General features: G+C 67.8%; 13 protein-coding genes. 10 read left to right on the forward strand and 3 right to left on the reverse strand.

Annotated features, from left to right (window positions below):
• On the forward strand, positions 1-906 hold the full coding sequence (locus tag QX108_RS19395; protein ID WP_315787226.1) for a polysaccharide deacetylase family protein: 906 nt from the start codon (positions 1-3) through the stop codon (positions 904-906).
• A gap of 3 nt (positions 907-909) precedes the next feature.
• On the opposite strand, the gene QX108_RS19400 is transcribed toward QX108_RS19395, so the two are convergent.
• Entirely contained in the window at positions 910-1,062 is a 153-nt protein-coding gene (locus QX108_RS19400; protein ID WP_315723701.1) for a hypothetical protein, read from the reverse strand.
• A gap of 111 nt (positions 1,063-1,173) precedes the next feature.
• Between QX108_RS19400 and QX108_RS19405 the strand changes: the two genes are divergently transcribed.
• On the forward strand, positions 1,174-1,989 hold the full coding sequence (locus QX108_RS19405) for an NAD-dependent protein deacetylase (protein WP_315787227.1): 816 nt from the start codon (positions 1,174-1,176) through the stop codon (positions 1,987-1,989).
• Between the two features lie 267 nt (positions 1,990-2,256).
• Here the strand turns inward: QX108_RS19405 and QX108_RS19410 are convergent, their stop codons facing one another.
• Together QX108_RS19410 and QX108_RS19415 are read right to left on the reverse strand one after the other, a co-directional pair.
• A complete protein-coding gene (locus tag QX108_RS19410) occupies positions 2,257-2,430 on the reverse strand; it encodes a hypothetical protein (protein WP_315787228.1) in 174 nt (57 codons plus the stop codon).
• 63 nt (positions 2,431-2,493) lie between these two features.
• Positions 2,494-3,798, reverse strand: a complete 1,305-nt coding sequence (locus tag QX108_RS19415; protein WP_315787230.1) for a sorbosone dehydrogenase family protein — start codon at positions 3,796-3,798, stop codon at positions 2,494-2,496.
• A gap of 361 nt (positions 3,799-4,159) precedes the next feature.
• Between QX108_RS19415 and QX108_RS19420 the strand changes: the two genes are divergently transcribed.
• The 8 genes from QX108_RS19420 (at position 4,160) to QX108_RS19455 (ending at position 14,939) form a co-directional block, all read left to right on the forward strand.
• Positions 4,160-5,485, forward strand: coding sequence for a DUF3422 domain-containing protein (locus QX108_RS19420; protein ID WP_315787232.1), 1,326 nt, complete (start codon positions 4,160-4,162; stop codon positions 5,483-5,485).
• 70 nt (positions 5,486-5,555) lie between these two features.
• Positions 5,556-6,248, forward strand: coding sequence for a DUF2848 domain-containing protein (locus tag QX108_RS19425; RefSeq protein ID WP_315787234.1), 693 nt, complete (start codon positions 5,556-5,558; stop codon positions 6,246-6,248).
• Positions 6,249-6,623: 375 nt separating this feature from the next.
• Entirely contained in the window at positions 6,624-7,778 is a 1,155-nt protein-coding gene (locus QX108_RS19430) for a glycosyltransferase (protein WP_315787236.1), read from the forward strand.
• A gap of 26 nt (positions 7,779-7,804) precedes the next feature.
• Positions 7,805-10,075 carry an exopolysaccharide transport family protein gene (locus tag QX108_RS19435; protein ID WP_315787238.1) on the forward strand — a complete coding sequence of 757 codons (2,271 nt, stop codon included), beginning with the start codon at positions 7,805-7,807 and terminating at the stop codon, positions 10,073-10,075.
• Positions 10,072-11,229 carry a glycosyltransferase family 4 protein gene (locus tag QX108_RS19440; RefSeq protein ID WP_315787310.1) on the forward strand — a complete coding sequence of 386 codons (1,158 nt, stop codon included), beginning with the start codon at positions 10,072-10,074 and terminating at the stop codon, positions 11,227-11,229. Before QX108_RS19435 ends, QX108_RS19440 begins: the two co-directional genes overlap by 4 nt.
• Positions 11,226-12,746: a lipid II flippase MurJ gene (locus QX108_RS19445; RefSeq protein WP_315787240.1), complete on the forward strand. Its 1,521-nt coding sequence runs from the start codon at positions 11,226-11,228 to the stop codon at positions 12,744-12,746. Before QX108_RS19440 ends, QX108_RS19445 begins: the two co-directional genes overlap by 4 nt.
• The gene (locus QX108_RS19450; protein WP_315787242.1) at positions 12,743-13,765 is read left to right on the forward strand and encodes a polysaccharide deacetylase family protein; all 1,023 of its coding nucleotides are present in this window, start codon (positions 12,743-12,745) and stop codon (positions 13,763-13,765) included. The genes QX108_RS19445 and QX108_RS19450 overlap by 4 nt, the downstream gene beginning before the upstream one ends.
• On the forward strand, positions 13,758-14,939 hold the full coding sequence (locus QX108_RS19455) for a glycosyltransferase (RefSeq protein WP_315787244.1): 1,182 nt from the start codon (positions 13,758-13,760) through the stop codon (positions 14,937-14,939). Before QX108_RS19450 ends, QX108_RS19455 begins: the two co-directional genes overlap by 8 nt.
• The last annotated feature ends 7 nt before the right edge of the window (positions 14,940-14,946 follow it).

Genomic DNA, 14,946 nt, shown 5'->3' on the forward strand with positions numbered 1-14,946 from the left:
ATGAGCTCGCAACCCGCCTTCCGTCGCGATTTTTCCGGCTATGCCGGCCATCCGCCGCACCCGCGCTGGCCGAACTCCGCCCGCGTCGCGGTGTCGCTGGTGGTGAATTTCGAGGAGGGCTCGGAGTTCTCCATCTCCGACGGCGATGCCAGCAACGAGGCGATCTATGAGGTCGTGCACCGGCTCGACGGTCCCGATCCCTGCATCGACAGCCATTTCGAATACGGCACGCGCGCCGCGTGGTGGCGCATCATGGACCTGTTCGATGCCCATGGCGTGAAAGCGACGGTCAGCGCCTGCGGCCGCGCCGTGGAGCGCTCGCCGAATCTCGCGCGCGATGCGGTCGCGCGCGGCCACGAAGTGTCGGCGCATGGCTGGCGCTGGCAGAGCCACGCTGGCCTGGGCGAGGTCGAGGAGCGGCGCGTGATCGCGCGCACGGTCGAGACCATCCAGCGCGTCACCGGCAAGCCGCCGCTCGGCTGGCACACGCGCTCGGCGAGCTCGTCCAACACCCGCCGGTTGCTGGTGGAGCAGGGCGGTTTCCTCTACGACAGCGACGCCTACAATGATGATCTGCCGTACTACGTCGACGTCGCCGGGCATCCGCATCTCGTGCTGCCCTACGCCTTCGACAGCAACGACATGCAGTTCTTCAACGGCTCGCGTTTCCGCGGCGCCGATTTCGCCGACTACGTCATCGACGCCTTCGACTGGCTCGCGCGCGAGGGCGCGAGCGCGCCGAAGATGCTGTCGGTCGGGCTGCATCTGCGCATGATCGGACGCCCCGGCCGCATCGGCGCGCTCGACCGCATTCTCGCGCACATCACCGGCAGCGGGGCTGCCTGGGTCGCCCCGCGCGCCGACATCGCGCGGCACTGGCTCGCGAACGTGCCGCCGGCGCGCTGAGGCTCAGTCGTCCTCGGCGAGGTCGTCCGGCGTCAGCGGCAGCTCGATGTCGCCGCCTTCGCCGGTGGCGAGATCGCGCCCGTCCTCCGCCGGCAGCTCGCCCTCGGCTTCGTCGAGCGGCCAAAGGCCGCGGTCGTGTCCGTTGCGTGGCGTCATGGCAGGTCCTCCCGGCGGGATAAGACCTGCGGCGCGCATTGGTTCACGCCGACGCGTCCGTGCTGCGACGGTCTGGCGCAGCCCGGTTCCGGCGACTACATGTGCGAGGCCATGGTCGATCCATCAGCCCTGAAATCCTTTCTCGACAGCCACAGCCGCATCGTCGTTCTCACCGGCGCCGGCTGCAGCACCAATTCCGGCATTCCCGATTATCGCGACACCGACGGGCAGTGGAAGCGCACGCCGCCGGTGACCTATCAGGCCTTCATGGGCGCGGAGGAGACGCGCCGGCGCTATTGGGCGCGCAGCATGGTCGGCTGGCGCCGCTTCGGCCGTGCCCAGCCCAACGACGCGCATCGCGCGCTGGCGCAGCTGGAGGCGCAGGGCAAGAGCTCGCTGCTCGTGACGCAGAACGTCGACCGGCTGCACCAGGCCGCTGGCGCCAGCAACGTCATCGACCTGCACGGGAGGCTCGATCGCGTGCGCTGCATGGGCTGCGGCGCGACCCTGTCGCGCGCCGAATTCCAGGACGAACTGGCGCACGCCAATCCGCTCTGGCTCGCGCATGATGCGGCGGATGCGCCGGATGGCGATGCCGATCTCGACGGCGTCGATTTCGCCGATTTCACCGTGCCGGCTTGCCAGGCCTGCGGCGGCATCCTCAAGCCCGATGTCGTGTTCTTCGGCGAGACCGTGCCGCGCGACGTCGTCGCGACCGCGCGCGATCACGTTGATCACGCCGACGCGATGCTCGTCGTCGGCACCTCGCTGATGGTCTATTCCGGCTTCCGCTTCGTCCGCGCCGCCGCCGACCGCAACATCCCCATCGCCGCCGTCAATCTCGGCCGCACCCGCGCGGATGATCTGCTGTCGCTGAAGGTCGAGGCACCGTGTGACGAGGCGCTGGCGTTTTTGTTGGAGGGGTAGGCCTGAGTCTCACTTCGGGGGTGAGGCGCGAACGTCCTTCCGCTTGCTCAGTGCAACCTCGCCCCGCTTGCGGGGAGAGGTCGGATGTCATCGAAGATGACATCCGGGTGAGGGGGTACAGGTCTATCCGCGAACACTTCCGATGCGCGGGTCCAACTGATACCGCCCGCGCGGCTGCCCCTCACCCCAACCCTCTCCCCGTGAAGGACGGGGAGAGGGAGCGCACCGTCTTCGGTGCGAGAGCTGGGCTCACACGAGCCAAACAACTCACCGCGACTGCGGCTCCTCGCGCTGCTCGATGCGGTCCTTGTTGTTGACCTGCTCGCCTTCCGGCTTGCCGACATCGATGGTCTTCCCGGCCTGATTGCCGGGATTGTAGTGGAACTTGCCTTCTTGATGCTCGCCGGGCTGCTTCTGGTTCGGATTGACGTTGTCGGCCATGGTGATCTCCTCGGGACTGTTCCGTTGTCCCGGCGACAACGGGCCGAGGCCGGCCCGGTTCCGCTACGATCCCGTGACCCGCCAGATGCAGTTGCCGACATCGTCGGCCACCAGCAGCGCGCCGTCCGGCCCGAGCGTCACGCCGACCGGGCGGCCATAGGAGAAGCTCTCGTCGGGCGCCAGGAAGCCGGACAGGATGTCGCGCGCCGGGCCGGAGGGCTTGCCGTTCTCGAACGGAATGAACACCACCTTGTAGCCCGACAGCTTGCTGCGATTCCACGAGCCGTGCTGGCCGATCACCATGCCATCGGGGAAGCCGGGCAGGGTGCCCTTGGGCAGCCAGCACAGGCCGAGCGAGGCGGTGTGGCCGCCGAGCGCGTAGTCCGGCGTCAGCGCGGTCGCGACCAGCGCCGGATCCTGCGGCACGCGGTCGTCGACCGTCTTGCCCCAGTAGCAATAGGGCCAGCCATAGAAGCCGCCCTCGCGCACCGATGTGAGATAGTCCGGCGGCGTCTCGTCGCCGAGCCCGTCGCGCTCATTGACCACGGTCCATAGCACTTTCGTGTTCGGCTCGAACGCCAGCCCGACCGCATTGCGCAGGCCGGCTGCAAAGATGCGGCTAGCGCCGCTGGCGATATCCAGCTCGTAGATGCAGGCGCGGCCTTCCTCGACCTCGAAACCCTGCTCGGCGATGTTGCTGAGCGAGCCGACGCCGGCATAGATCTTCGTCCCGTCCGGGCTGACCAGCAGGCTGCGCGTCCAGTGCCCGCCCGGCTTGAAAGTCGTCAGCCGCTTGCCCTGCGCGGTGATGCGCTCGGCACCGGCAGAGTAGGGGAAGGCGACGATGCCGTCGGTGTTGCCGACATAGAAGGTGTCGCCGACCAGCGCCATGCCGAACGGCTGGCTGAGATTCTCCATGAACGCGTTGCGCTTCTCGGCGGTGCCGTCGCCGTCGGCATCGACCAGCCGCGTGATGCGGTTGGCGCTGACGCCGAGCGCGGCGGCGCGGCGCATCGTCGCCTGCATCGCATAGCCGAACATGTTGCGCACCGGGCTCGGCACCTGCGTCGCCTCCGCGATCAGCACCGATTTGTCCGGCATCGCATAGATCCAGCGCGGATGATCGAGCCCGGTCGCGAACGCATTCACCTTCAGCCCCGGCGCCGCCACCGGCTTCTCGCCATCCTTCCAGCCGCGCGCCGTCGGCATCTTCAGGGTCGGCAGCATGCCTTGCGGCTTCGCCTGCGGAATCTGCGGCGCCGCCCCCCACGCCGGTGCCGGCGTATCGCCTTGCAGCTTGCGCCACTGCAGCGCCGCATTGCCAACCAGCGCGACACCGCGCGCGACGATGGAGGAAAGCGTGGTCATGGGAGTCCTGTCAGGCTTGGGCGACGGATGTGGTGAGTGGCCATCGGGCGATGGCGGAAAAGACCATGCTGTTTATGGTCTACCACGGCCAATGTGACAACTGCATGCGCTGCGGATGGGGGCTGCGGAGTCGCGGGCACGCCGGCCTCAACCGTTCTGCGGTCACCGTGGCGCAGTCACTGAATTGCGCTAAAGTGCCGACGGATGCAAAGCGCGCGGGTGCAAGGGGAGGTGAGATCGGCATGACGGGGGTGATCGTTCCAAGCGCGGCCTTGCCCGCGAGGCGCGTTGCGGCTGCAGGCGCGTCGTTGACGCAGGTGGCTGCCTCGACACTTCGACCTCGCGCACACGGAGCCCTGTGATGACCGCGCTCGACATGTCCGCGTTCACCCAGCACGCCCTGCGCGAGAGCGTGCTCAACGAGGTGCATGCGCGGCCGTTCACGCCGCTGATGCAGCCGGTCTCTGTCGTTCGCTTCGCGGTCATGGCGAAAGGCGACAGCGCGGATGCCGATCGCGACAGCCTTGCGGCGTTCTGTGCCCGGCATGGTGCGCCGGCGCCGGAGCCCGGCATCAAGCATCACCAGGTGGTCGTCGGCTCCGCGCGGCTGCGCTGGGAGCAGCATTCGGAGTTCGCGACCTTCACCTGGATCTGGAGCCCGCCGGCCGACGCGCCGAAGCTCGCCTTCGGCGAGATCGCGCCGGAGCTGCAGGCGTTGATCGCATCGCTCAAGCTGTCCGGCGAGCTGCTGGTCGCCGTCAAGCTTGGGGTCGAAAGCGTCACCGATCCGGTCAAGCGCGCGGAAGCGCTGTTCGACAAGAGCAGTTTGGCGCTGGTTGCGGTGAAGGGCTCGATCGGCGCGCTTGCCTCCGACTTCCGACTCGACGAGGAGGGCTTCACCCGCATCCTCGTGTGCATCGAGGGGCCGACGCCCGAACGTCTCGGCGCGCTGGTGCAGCGCGTGCTGGAGCTCGAGACCTATCGCACGCTGGCGCTGCTCGGTTTGCCCGCCGCGCTGGAGCTGGCGCCGCAGGTCGATCGCATCGAGCGGCGGCTCGGCGAGGTCTTGGTGGAGATGCAGGGCGCCGAGACGCTCAAGCTCAACAATCATCTGCTCACCGAGCTGACCGAGCTCGCGGCGTCGCTGGAGCGCGGCGCGACCGGCTCGCTGTTCCGGTTCGGCGCCAGCCGCGCCTATTGGGACCTGGTGCAGGCGCGGCTCACGGTGATCGAGGGCGAGCCGATCACGCCGTATTCGAGCTGGTCGTCGTTCCTGTCGCGGCGCATCGCGCCGGCGATGCGCACGCTCAACACCTTGGAGCGGCGGCAGGACAATCTGTCGCGCAAGCTTGCGCGCGCCGCCGACCTGTTGCGCACGCGTGTCGACGTCGAGCTCGAGGAGCAGAACCGCGATCTCCTGCGCTCGATGAACGAGCGCACCAAGCTGCAGCTGCGCCTGCAGAGCACCGTCGAAGGCCTGTCGGTGGCCGCGATCGGCTACTACGTCGTCAGCCTGTTCGGCTACCTCGCCAAGGGCGCGCATGACGCCGGCCTGCACGTCGAGCCGACCTTCGCTACCGCCGTCTTCGTGCCGGTCGCGATCGCGCTGATCTGGTTCACCACGCACCAGATCCGCAAGCGGCATCTGAAGGAGGACCACGAGGCCGAGAAGGCGGGCAAGGAGTGAGCGGACCGCGCTTGCCAGCATGCCCAGGGGCGGCTAAGCGGCAGGCTGGTTTTCAAGGGGCAATGCGACGATGAGCGGTACTCGAATCGAATTTCTGGTTCACGCTGACGGAACGGCGGCGCGGCAGCCGGTCACGCTGAACCGTCTCGTCATCGCCGGCTGGACCGGGCGCGATCCGGTCGCGCGCGACAAGCACATCGCCGAGCTGGAAGAGCTCGGCATTCCCCGCCCGGCGACGACGCCGATCTATTACGAGGTCGCGGCCAGCCGGCTGACGACGGCCGACGGCATCGAGGTCTCCGGCGGCGACTCCTCCGGCGAGGTGGAATTCGTGCTGGTGAAATCCGGCGGCAAGATGTTCGTCGGCGTCGGCTCCGATCATACCGACCGCAAGGTCGAGACCTACAACATCACCGTCTCCAAGCAGATGTGCGACAAGCCGATCGCGCCCGAGCTGTGGCTGGTCGACGACGTCGCCGCGCATTGGGACCGGTTGATGTTGCGTGCTTACGCGACCATCGGCGGCGAGCGCGTGCTGTACCAGGAGGGCGCGCTGAGCGGCATGCTGGCGCCGGCCGATCTGGTCGCGCGCCGCTATGGCGAGGCCGGGCTGCCCGAGGGCACCGCGATGTTCGGCGGCACCTTCGCAGCCCTGGGCGGCATCCGCCCGGCCGACCGTTTCGCGTTCGAGCTGGTCGATCCCGTGCTCAACCGCGTCATCCGTCACGGCTACGCGGTTCAGCAGCTCATCATCGCCGGCTGAGATCGACCCGCGATCACGATCGCGTGCGGCGGGAGCGTGTTGAAGGAGTCCGCGGCGCGTCGTCGCGGTCGTCGCTGCGCATGGCGTCATGCGCGCAGGCGTTGCGGGCGGCAAGGGCCTGTTAAGCAAGGCGGCCTATGGTGCCGAGTGTGCCGAAGCGAGACCATAGCCTTGTTGTTCGTTCTGGTCCGGCACACCTGTCGCAAATCGAGACGCGGCGAGGCTGACATATCCTTAACCGATCCTTACCTGATAGCAGCGGATTCGACGGGTCGGAGGACAAGGGCGATTAACTAGAAGTTTAGGATTGGTTTTGTGCGCGTGAACGCCTCCCTTAAGGGTTTGTTCAAATACCCAGGGACTTGGGAGAGCGGGATGCGCGTCGCGATCGTCCACGATTGGCTTTACGTTCTCGGCGGCGCCGAGAAGGTGCTGCAGGAGATCCTGCGCTGCTACCCCGGTGCGGATGTCTTCGCGCTGTTCGACCTGCTCCGTCCCGAGGACCGCGCCAAGCTGGGCTTCGAGACGTCGCAGACCAGCTTCCTGCAGAAGATGCCGGGCTTGCGGAAGTATCACCGCTCCTATCTGCCGCTGATGCCGCTCGCGATCGAGCAGCTCGATCTGTCGAGCTACGACCTCGTGATCTCCTCGAGCTGCGCGGTGGCCAAGGGCGTGCTGACCGGGCCGGAGCAGCTGCACATCGCCTATGTGCATTCGCCGATGCGCTATGCCTGGGACCTGCAGCACCAGTACCTGGAGGAGAGCGGCTACGCGACGGGCATCAAGGGCCTCATCGCCCGCACCTTGCTGCACAAGATGCGGATCTGGGACGCGCGCACCGCGCACGGCCCCGACGCCATCTTCACCAACTCGCAATTCGTCGCCCGCCGCATCAAGAAGATCTACGGCCGCGACGCCAAGGTGATCTATCCGCCGGTGACGATCGGCCAGCGCGATGCGATCCTCCCGGTCGGCAACCACTTCCTGGCCGCGAGCCGTCTCGTTCCCTACAAGCGAATCGAGCCGATCGTCCGCGCCTTCAACACCATGCCGGACCTCGAGCTGGTCGTCGCCGGCGACGGCCCGGAAGCGGCGCGGTTGAAGTCGATCGCGGGCCCCAACGTGACCTTCGCCGGTTTCGTGCCCGACAAGCAGCTCCGCGATCTCATGACCACCGCCCGCGCCTTCGTGTTCGCGGCGGAGGAGGATTTCGGCATCATTCCCGTCGAGGCGCAGTCCGAGGGCGCGCCGGTTCTGGCATTGGGCCGCGGCGGTGCGCGCGAGTCGATCCTGACCACGGGGCCCCGTCCGACCGGCATGTTCTTCGAGACGCCCGAGCCCGCGGCGATCGCCGAATGCGTCCGCGCGTTCGTGGCCAGGGAGAAATCGATCTCGCGTCTCGATTGCCGCCAGCGCGCCGGTTTCTTCTCGGCCGATCGCTTCCGCAGCCAGTTCGTCGCGGCGGTCAACGAGGAGATCGAGAGCTTCCGTGCGGGACATCAGAGCCGCGCGACGCGGCTGATTGCGTAAGTTGGCATGTGGTGTGAGTGCAGATCATGAGGCAGGCGGCTCTCTCGGAGGCCTTGTCGGGCTTTGACGCCGTCGCCCGGATCTGGCGCCGCCGCGGCGTATTCGCCATTGTCGCGGGCGCGGTGCTCGGTCTTGCGATCGCCGCGCTGGTCCTGTTGCCCGTGCGTTATCTGGCCACCGCGTCCGTGATCATCGCGGAGCAGGAACCCGGCGCCAACACCTCGGCGGCCTGGGCGCAGAAGATCGGCGATCCCGCCGACATGGAGAGCCAGCTGCTGGTGATCCGCTCGCCCCGCTTGTTGCGTCAGATCATGTCCTCGCCCGGCGTCGTCGACGCGGTGGTCGGCGAATGCGAGCGTGGTCGTCTGATGGGCTCGACGGATGCGTGCCAGCGTCTCAGGACCGACTCCGGTGCCTTCATCGATCACGTCGACGGCCGTTTCAGCGTCGCCTCGGCCGGCCGCTCGCGCGTCATCAACATCTCTTATCAGTCGGGCAGCCCCGAGGTGGCGAAGACGCTCGCCAATGCGCTGACGCAGACCTTCCTCGAAGACCAGCGCACCGAAGGCGCCAACAGCCGCGAGGTCGCGACCTCCTGGCTCTGGCAGGAGCTGAAGCAGCTCGATCAGCAGCTGCGCGAGTCCGACGAGAAGATCCAGAAATTCCGTCGCACCAAGGGCCTGATGCGCGGCGCCAATGCGCCGATCTCGTCGGAGCGGCTGACCAGCATCGGCCAGCAGCTGTCGCAGGCGGAGGCCGCGCGCGCCGAGGCGGCCGCCCGGCTGCAGGAGATTAAGTCGGAGCAGGAGCGCGGGCCGACCGACGCGCCGTCGGTGCTGCAGAGCCGCACCATCGCCGACCTCAAGCAGCAGCTGACCACGGTCAGCGCCCAGCTCGCGAGCGCCGCCGGCGTGCTCGGCCCGAAGCATCCCTCGATCCTGGCGCTGACGCGCGAGCAGGCGATCATTCAGCAGCGGCTCGTCGAAGAGATGCAGTCGATCGCAGCGAGCGCGCAGAAAACCTTCGACGCCAACAACGCGCTGGTGAACTCGCTGAAGAAGCAGATGGACACGGCCAAGGCGGAGGCCGGCTCGGCCACGCTGGACGAAGCGTCGATCGAGAGCATGGTGCGCGACACCGAGATCAAGCGCCAGCAATATGCCGAGCTGTACAAGAAGGCGAGCGAGCTCGAGACCGAGCGGCGCGTCCTGCGCGGCAGCACGCGCCTCGTCAGCCTCGCCGAGCTGCCCAGCAAGCCGTTCTTCCCGAAGAAGATCCCGTTCCTCGCCGCCGGCCTGACGCTGGCGCTGATCTTCGGCGCCGGTGCCGCGCTGCTCGCCGACCAGCTCGGCTCGCGCGTCATCGAGTCGCCGGTGCCCGCGGCCCCGGACGCATCTGCGCAGCCGACCGACGTCGCCGAAGCTCCGACGATCGTCCCGGTCCTGCCCGAGTCCGACGTTGCGCCGCCGGAGATGACGACGACGACGTCTGCCGCATCGCCGGAGCGAAGATCTCATCTCCCGAGCGTCGCCGACGTATCCATCCTGGCCTGCCTGCCGCGCCTGAAGAGCTTGCGGCAGATGTCCGCCCTTGGCGCCATCCTCCAGGGGCATCAGCCGCTCGCGATCCCGCATGTACTGCGTCTCGCTTCCGAGGACACGGACTTTCAGCACACGCTGCACGACCTCGTCCACGAGCTCGGACTGCAGCAGTCGGCGCGGCCGCACCGCATCGTCGTGACATCTCCGGATGCCGGCGATGGCAAGACGACCACGGCCTGCGCGCTCGCGGAGCATCTGGCGGCCGCGGGCCTGCGCGTTCTCCTGGTCGAATGCGACATCGCGCATGCACGGTTCGCCGAGGTCATGGCCCTGCCGCCGAGCCAGGGATGGCTGGGCGCGCTGGAGCATGGCACGGCGTTGCACGAGGCGGTGCTGCGCACCGAGCATCCCTGCCTCGATGTGCTTCCTGCGGGCGCGGCCAACGGGCCGGTCGGAGACATCCTCGATGTTATCAGCCTCGAAGTTCTGCTCTCCGGCCTCGATGGCTATGACGCCGTCATCGTCGATACGCCCCTGCCGTCGCAACGGGACGACTTCCTGGCGGGCACGGACTGGGTGATCGTCTGCGTGCGCAGCGACCGTTCGCTGATCGAGCCGGCGGTCGCTACGGTGAACAAGAGCAGGGCGCTCGGAGCGATCGACGTCGGCATCGTCGTCACCATGACCGAAGCCGAGCAACACGCCACGACCGCGCCTCAGACCACCCCAGCGCCAGCCTTCGCCGGAGTCGGCTGATGTCGGCCGAGCGCGTCCTGTTCGTCGACCACACCGGACAGATCGGCGGCGCCGAGCTGATCCTGCTCGACGTGGTCCAGGGCCGTCGGGACTCGTCGGCTTTCCTGTTCGAGCCGGGGCCGCTCGCCAGGGCGCTGTCAGACCGCGGACTGTCCGTGATCGCGTCGCGCTGGGGCCGTGGCCTGTCGCAATTCAGGCGTGACAGCTCGTGGCTCAGGGCGTTGCCGCTGTTCGGCCGCCTTGCTGCGATCACTGCCGAGCTCGCACGCGTCGCCCGCCGCCATGACGTGGTCTACGCGAATTCGCAGAAGGCGTTCGTGCTGGCGGCGATCGCCAACATCGTGGCGCGCCGGCCGCTGATCTGGCATCTGCACGACATCATCAGCCCGGCCCATTTCGGCAAGCTACAGCGGCGTATGCAGGTGTTCCTCGCCAATCGCTTCGCCGCGAAGGTGATCGTTCCGTCCGAGGCGGCCGCCGCCGCGTTCATCGATGCGGGCGGCCGGCGCTCGCTGGTCGAGGTCGTCCCCAACGGCCTGGCCATTGAGCCCTTGCCGGTGTCGCAGCAGGAGCTGAGGCAGCGCCTCGGCCTGCCGTCCGGACCGCTGGTCGGCGTCTTCAGTCGGCTCGCACAATGGAAGGGCCAGCACGTCCTGATCGAGGCGCTGGCCAAGCGGCCCGGCGTTCATGGCATCGTCGTCGGCGACGCGCTGTTCGGCGAGCAGGACTATGCGACCGAGCTGAAGCGGCTTGTCGCCGAGCTCGGCCTCGGTGATCGCGTTCACTTCCTCGGCCATCGCAGCGATGTGCCGTTGTTGATGCAGGCCGTCGATGCGATGGTGCACCCGTCGATCGACCCGGAGCCATTCGGTCGTACGCTGGTCGAAGCCATGCTCGCGGGTGTGCCGGTCATTGCGACCGATGCCGGCGCTGCGCCCGACATTCTGGAGCATGGTCGCGCCGGCATGCTCGTTCCGCCCGGCGACGCACGGGCGCTGGCCGAGGCCTTGGATGCCGTGCTCGTCGAGCCGGAGATCCTCAAGCCGCAGCTCGACTACGCTGCGCGCCGCGCGCGCACGCATTACGGTCTCGCGCGCATGCTCGACTCCATCGGACTTCTGATCCGCAGCGTCGGTGCTGGAGCGGCGGTGTGAGCGCCTCCGGTCACTCGCTCAAGCGCTTCAGTGCGCTGCTGATCAGCGGTGCGCTGGCGAGCAAGCTGCTCGGCTTCGCCCGCGAGGTGCTGATGGCGCATGTGCTGGGCGCCTCGCTGATCGCCGACGGGTTCCGTGCCGCCATGGCCGCCGTGCTCATCCCGCTCGCTTTCCTGCAGAATGAGAGCGTGCCGGCGATCATGATCCCGATGCATCGCGAGGCGCTGCAGCGGCCGAATGCCGCGCGCAGCCTCGGTGCGCTGACGATCGTCATCGCCGTCGTCTCGAGCGCGGTGACCGCGATCATCCTGCTGCTCGGCGAACTCTGGGTGAGCGCGGTCGTCGGCGGCTTCTCGGCGGAGGGGCGCGAGCTCACCTTGCATTTCGTGCGCATGATGGCGTTCGGCATGCCGGCCTCGGCAGTCCTCAACGTGCTCGCGGCCGGCGAGATCGCGCTTGGCCGCACCCGGCTGACCAATGTCCGAGCCAGCCTGCTGAACGTCGCAGTGATCGGCGGCATCGGCCTGCTCGCGCTGACCGGCGATGCCTATATGCTCGCCTGCGCCTTCACCGTCGCCTTCAATGGGCTCGCGGCGTGGGGGCTGTTCTCGCTGTGGCGCGAGGGCGAGTTGAGCTTCTCCGGACTGACCGTCCGCACCGTCGCCGACAAGGGCATCGAGTTCTTCAAGCGGCTGCGCGTGCTGCTCGCGCTGCCGCTCGCCGAGCAGGGCAATGTCTGGATCGAGCGTCTCACCGCGTCGCGCCTGACCACGGGGGCCGTCGCGTCGCTGGACTACGCCCGCTCCCTGACCGAAAGCGCACTGCTCCTGATCAGCCAGCCGCTCGGCATGGCCGTGCTGTCGCAGCATGCGCCGGGCGATCCGCGGGCCCAGACCGAGGCGCTGCTGCGGCCGCTGCTCGCGCTGACCTTGCCGGCATCCGCGTTCCTCCTGGTGTTCTCGACCGACATCGTGCGCCTGATCTATTTCCGGGGTGCCTTCGGTGACGAAGCGCTGCTGCTGACCTCGCACGCCCTGAAGGGCATTGCCTGCGGCGTGTGGGCCGCGACGCTTGGCTGGATCCTGATCCGGCTGCTCAACGGCGCCGGCCGCAACGGCGTCGCCGCGCTGATCATCGTCTCGGCCTATCTGTCCAACATCGGCTTCAATCTGCTGACCCATCTGTTCGACCCGTCACCGGCCGCCGGCATGCAGCTGCTTGGCATCGGGGAGGCGATCCGCAGCCTGGTGCTGCTGGGTGGCGTCGTCTTCGTGCTCGGCGATGCGCGAAAGCTCCTGCTCGTGATCGGCCTGGCGCTGCTGCCGACGGCGTTGATGGTCGTGCTCGGCATGATGATCCAGGACGCAGTCCCGACCCTGCTGCCGCGTCTTTTCCTCGGCGGCTTGGCGTATCTGCTCTGCCTTGCTTTCGCGATCGGAATTCTGCTGCCGTCCAATGTGGCCGCTGCGTTCAGGCATGTTCGTCGCACGTTCAAGATGAAGGGAGAGCTGAGTTGACGATTTTGGCCCTCGCCGCCGCCAAGGCCATGATGGCGTCCAGCGCATTCGTTCTTCCGCTCGCCAAGGCCGCCGACCGCGTGCTCGGTCCGCGCGGCTGCTGCTTGACCTTCCACCGTGCGGCGCCGTCGCAGCAATGGGAGCGTCTGCCCAACCGTGACTTCTACGTCGATGCCGATTTTCTCGACCGCTTCCTCGGCTATGTCCGCGATCAGGGCTGGGATGTCGTGACCATCAGCGAGGCGTTGCGTCGGGCGGCGGGCGCCGAGTCGACCGGCCGCTACGTCAATTTCTCGATCGATGATTGCTACCGCGACACGTTCGAGCTGCTGGTGCCGGTGTTTCGTCGTCACAATGTGCCGGTGACGCTGTTCGTCACCACGGGGATTCCCGACGGCACCTTGCCGCTCTGGGCGGCCGGCCTCGAGGATGCGCTGCTGAGCGAGGATCGCGTGACGGTCGATGGTGAGGAGATGACGCTCTCGAGCCCCGAGCGGCGCCGCGCGGCGTTCGCCCAGATTGCGGCAAGCTGGGACGGCCCGCGGGCGGCTGATCGTTACGCCGCGTTCTGTGCCGCCAACGGCATCGACATCGATGCGATGCATTGGAAGCACGCGATCTCCTGGGAGATGCTCGAGACGCTCGCCCGCGATCCGCTGGTCGAGATCGGCGCGCACACGGTGTCGCATGCGCGAATCGCGTCACTGTCTCCCCACGATGCGCTGCACGAGCTGGCAGACGCGCGGCTGCGCCTGAACGCGCGGCTGGGACTCGAGGTGGAGCACTTCGCGTTTCCCTACGGACGGGCGGCCGATTGCGGTCCGCGCGATTTCGTGCTCGCGCAGCAGGCGGGATTTGCCAGCGCTGCGACCACGCGCAAGGGGCTGGTCCATGCCGGCCAGGATCCGTTCTCGATCCCGCGCAACACCATGAATGGATCGCATCGCTCCGTCGCGGCGATGGAAATGCATCTGACGGGTCTCAGCGGTGCCGTAGCAAAGGTGATGGGCCGTGTCTAGCAGGGGGCGTTTGCGGATCGTCTCGATTGCGCATCCGGCCACCAGCAGCGAAGCCGGCCGGCTGCGTTATCGTCATCTCGCGTCCCGGCCGGACGTCGATCTGCACCTCGTCATGCCGGAGGTGTGGAAGGAGTTCGGCCGTACGATCACCGCTGCGCCCTTTGACGACCGCTATCCGGTCCATCGCCTGCCGATCCGGCTGCCGGACGTCGGCCCGATGAAATGGTACCTGCATTTCTATCCGGCATTGCGCCGGCTGTTGCGCGAGCTCGATCCCGACGTGATTCACCTTTGGGAGGAGCCGTGGAGCATCGTGGCATTGCAGGCGCAGATGCTGCGCGGCCGTGCAGCGCTGGTGCTGGAGGTCGACCAGAACATTCTGAAGAGGCTGCCGCCGCCGTTCGAGGCGATCCGCAGGTTCGTCCTTGGCCGCACCGACCACATTCTGTCGCGCAGTCCCGCGGCAACCGATGTCGTCCAGGCGCGCGGCTATGCGGGCCCGGTGACGCCCATCGGCTATGGTGTCGATCTCGCGACCTTTGCTCCGGCCGGCGAGCGGCCGACCCGGACTGCGGATGTGCCGCTGCGGCTTGGCTATGTCGGCCGGCTCGTGGTCGAGAAAGGCCTCGATGACGCCCTGGAGGCACTTGCGCGCACGAGGTCTGCGGCCACGCTGAGCATCATGGGCGAAGGCCCGCACGAGGCGCATCTGCGCCAGCGGGTGAAGGAACTCGGCCTGGGCGATCGCGTCGATCTGCAAGGATGGGCCTCGCCAGCCGAAGTGGCGTCGTTCCTGCGCGGGCTGGATGCGCTGCTGCTGCTGACACGGACGACCGGTGCGGTGCGCGAGCAGTTCGGCCGGGTGATCATCGAGGCGCAGGCCTGCGCCGTTCCGGTGATCGGATCGACCTGCGGTGCCATTCCGGACGTGGTCGGCGAAGGCGGCTGGATCGTGCCGGAGCGTGATCCGAACCGTCTGTGTCGGCTGATCGACGATCTCACGGCTGATCGGCTGGAACTGGCGACGTGCGCACGGGCCGCGCGCGCCAATGTGCTGGCGCGTTTCACCTACGATGCCGTCGCAAGCGCGATCGAGACGGCGTGTCGTGATGCAGACATGTCGAGGAATGCGTCCCGCATGGTGCAGCGGCAGCCGCTCCAGGCGAGCCGCTAATTTAGTG

It is taken from the genome of Bradyrhizobium sp. SZCCHNR1002, from assembly GCF_032381435.1.
Lineage (GTDB): Bacteria > Pseudomonadota > Alphaproteobacteria > Rhizobiales > Xanthobacteraceae > Bradyrhizobium > Bradyrhizobium aeschynomenes.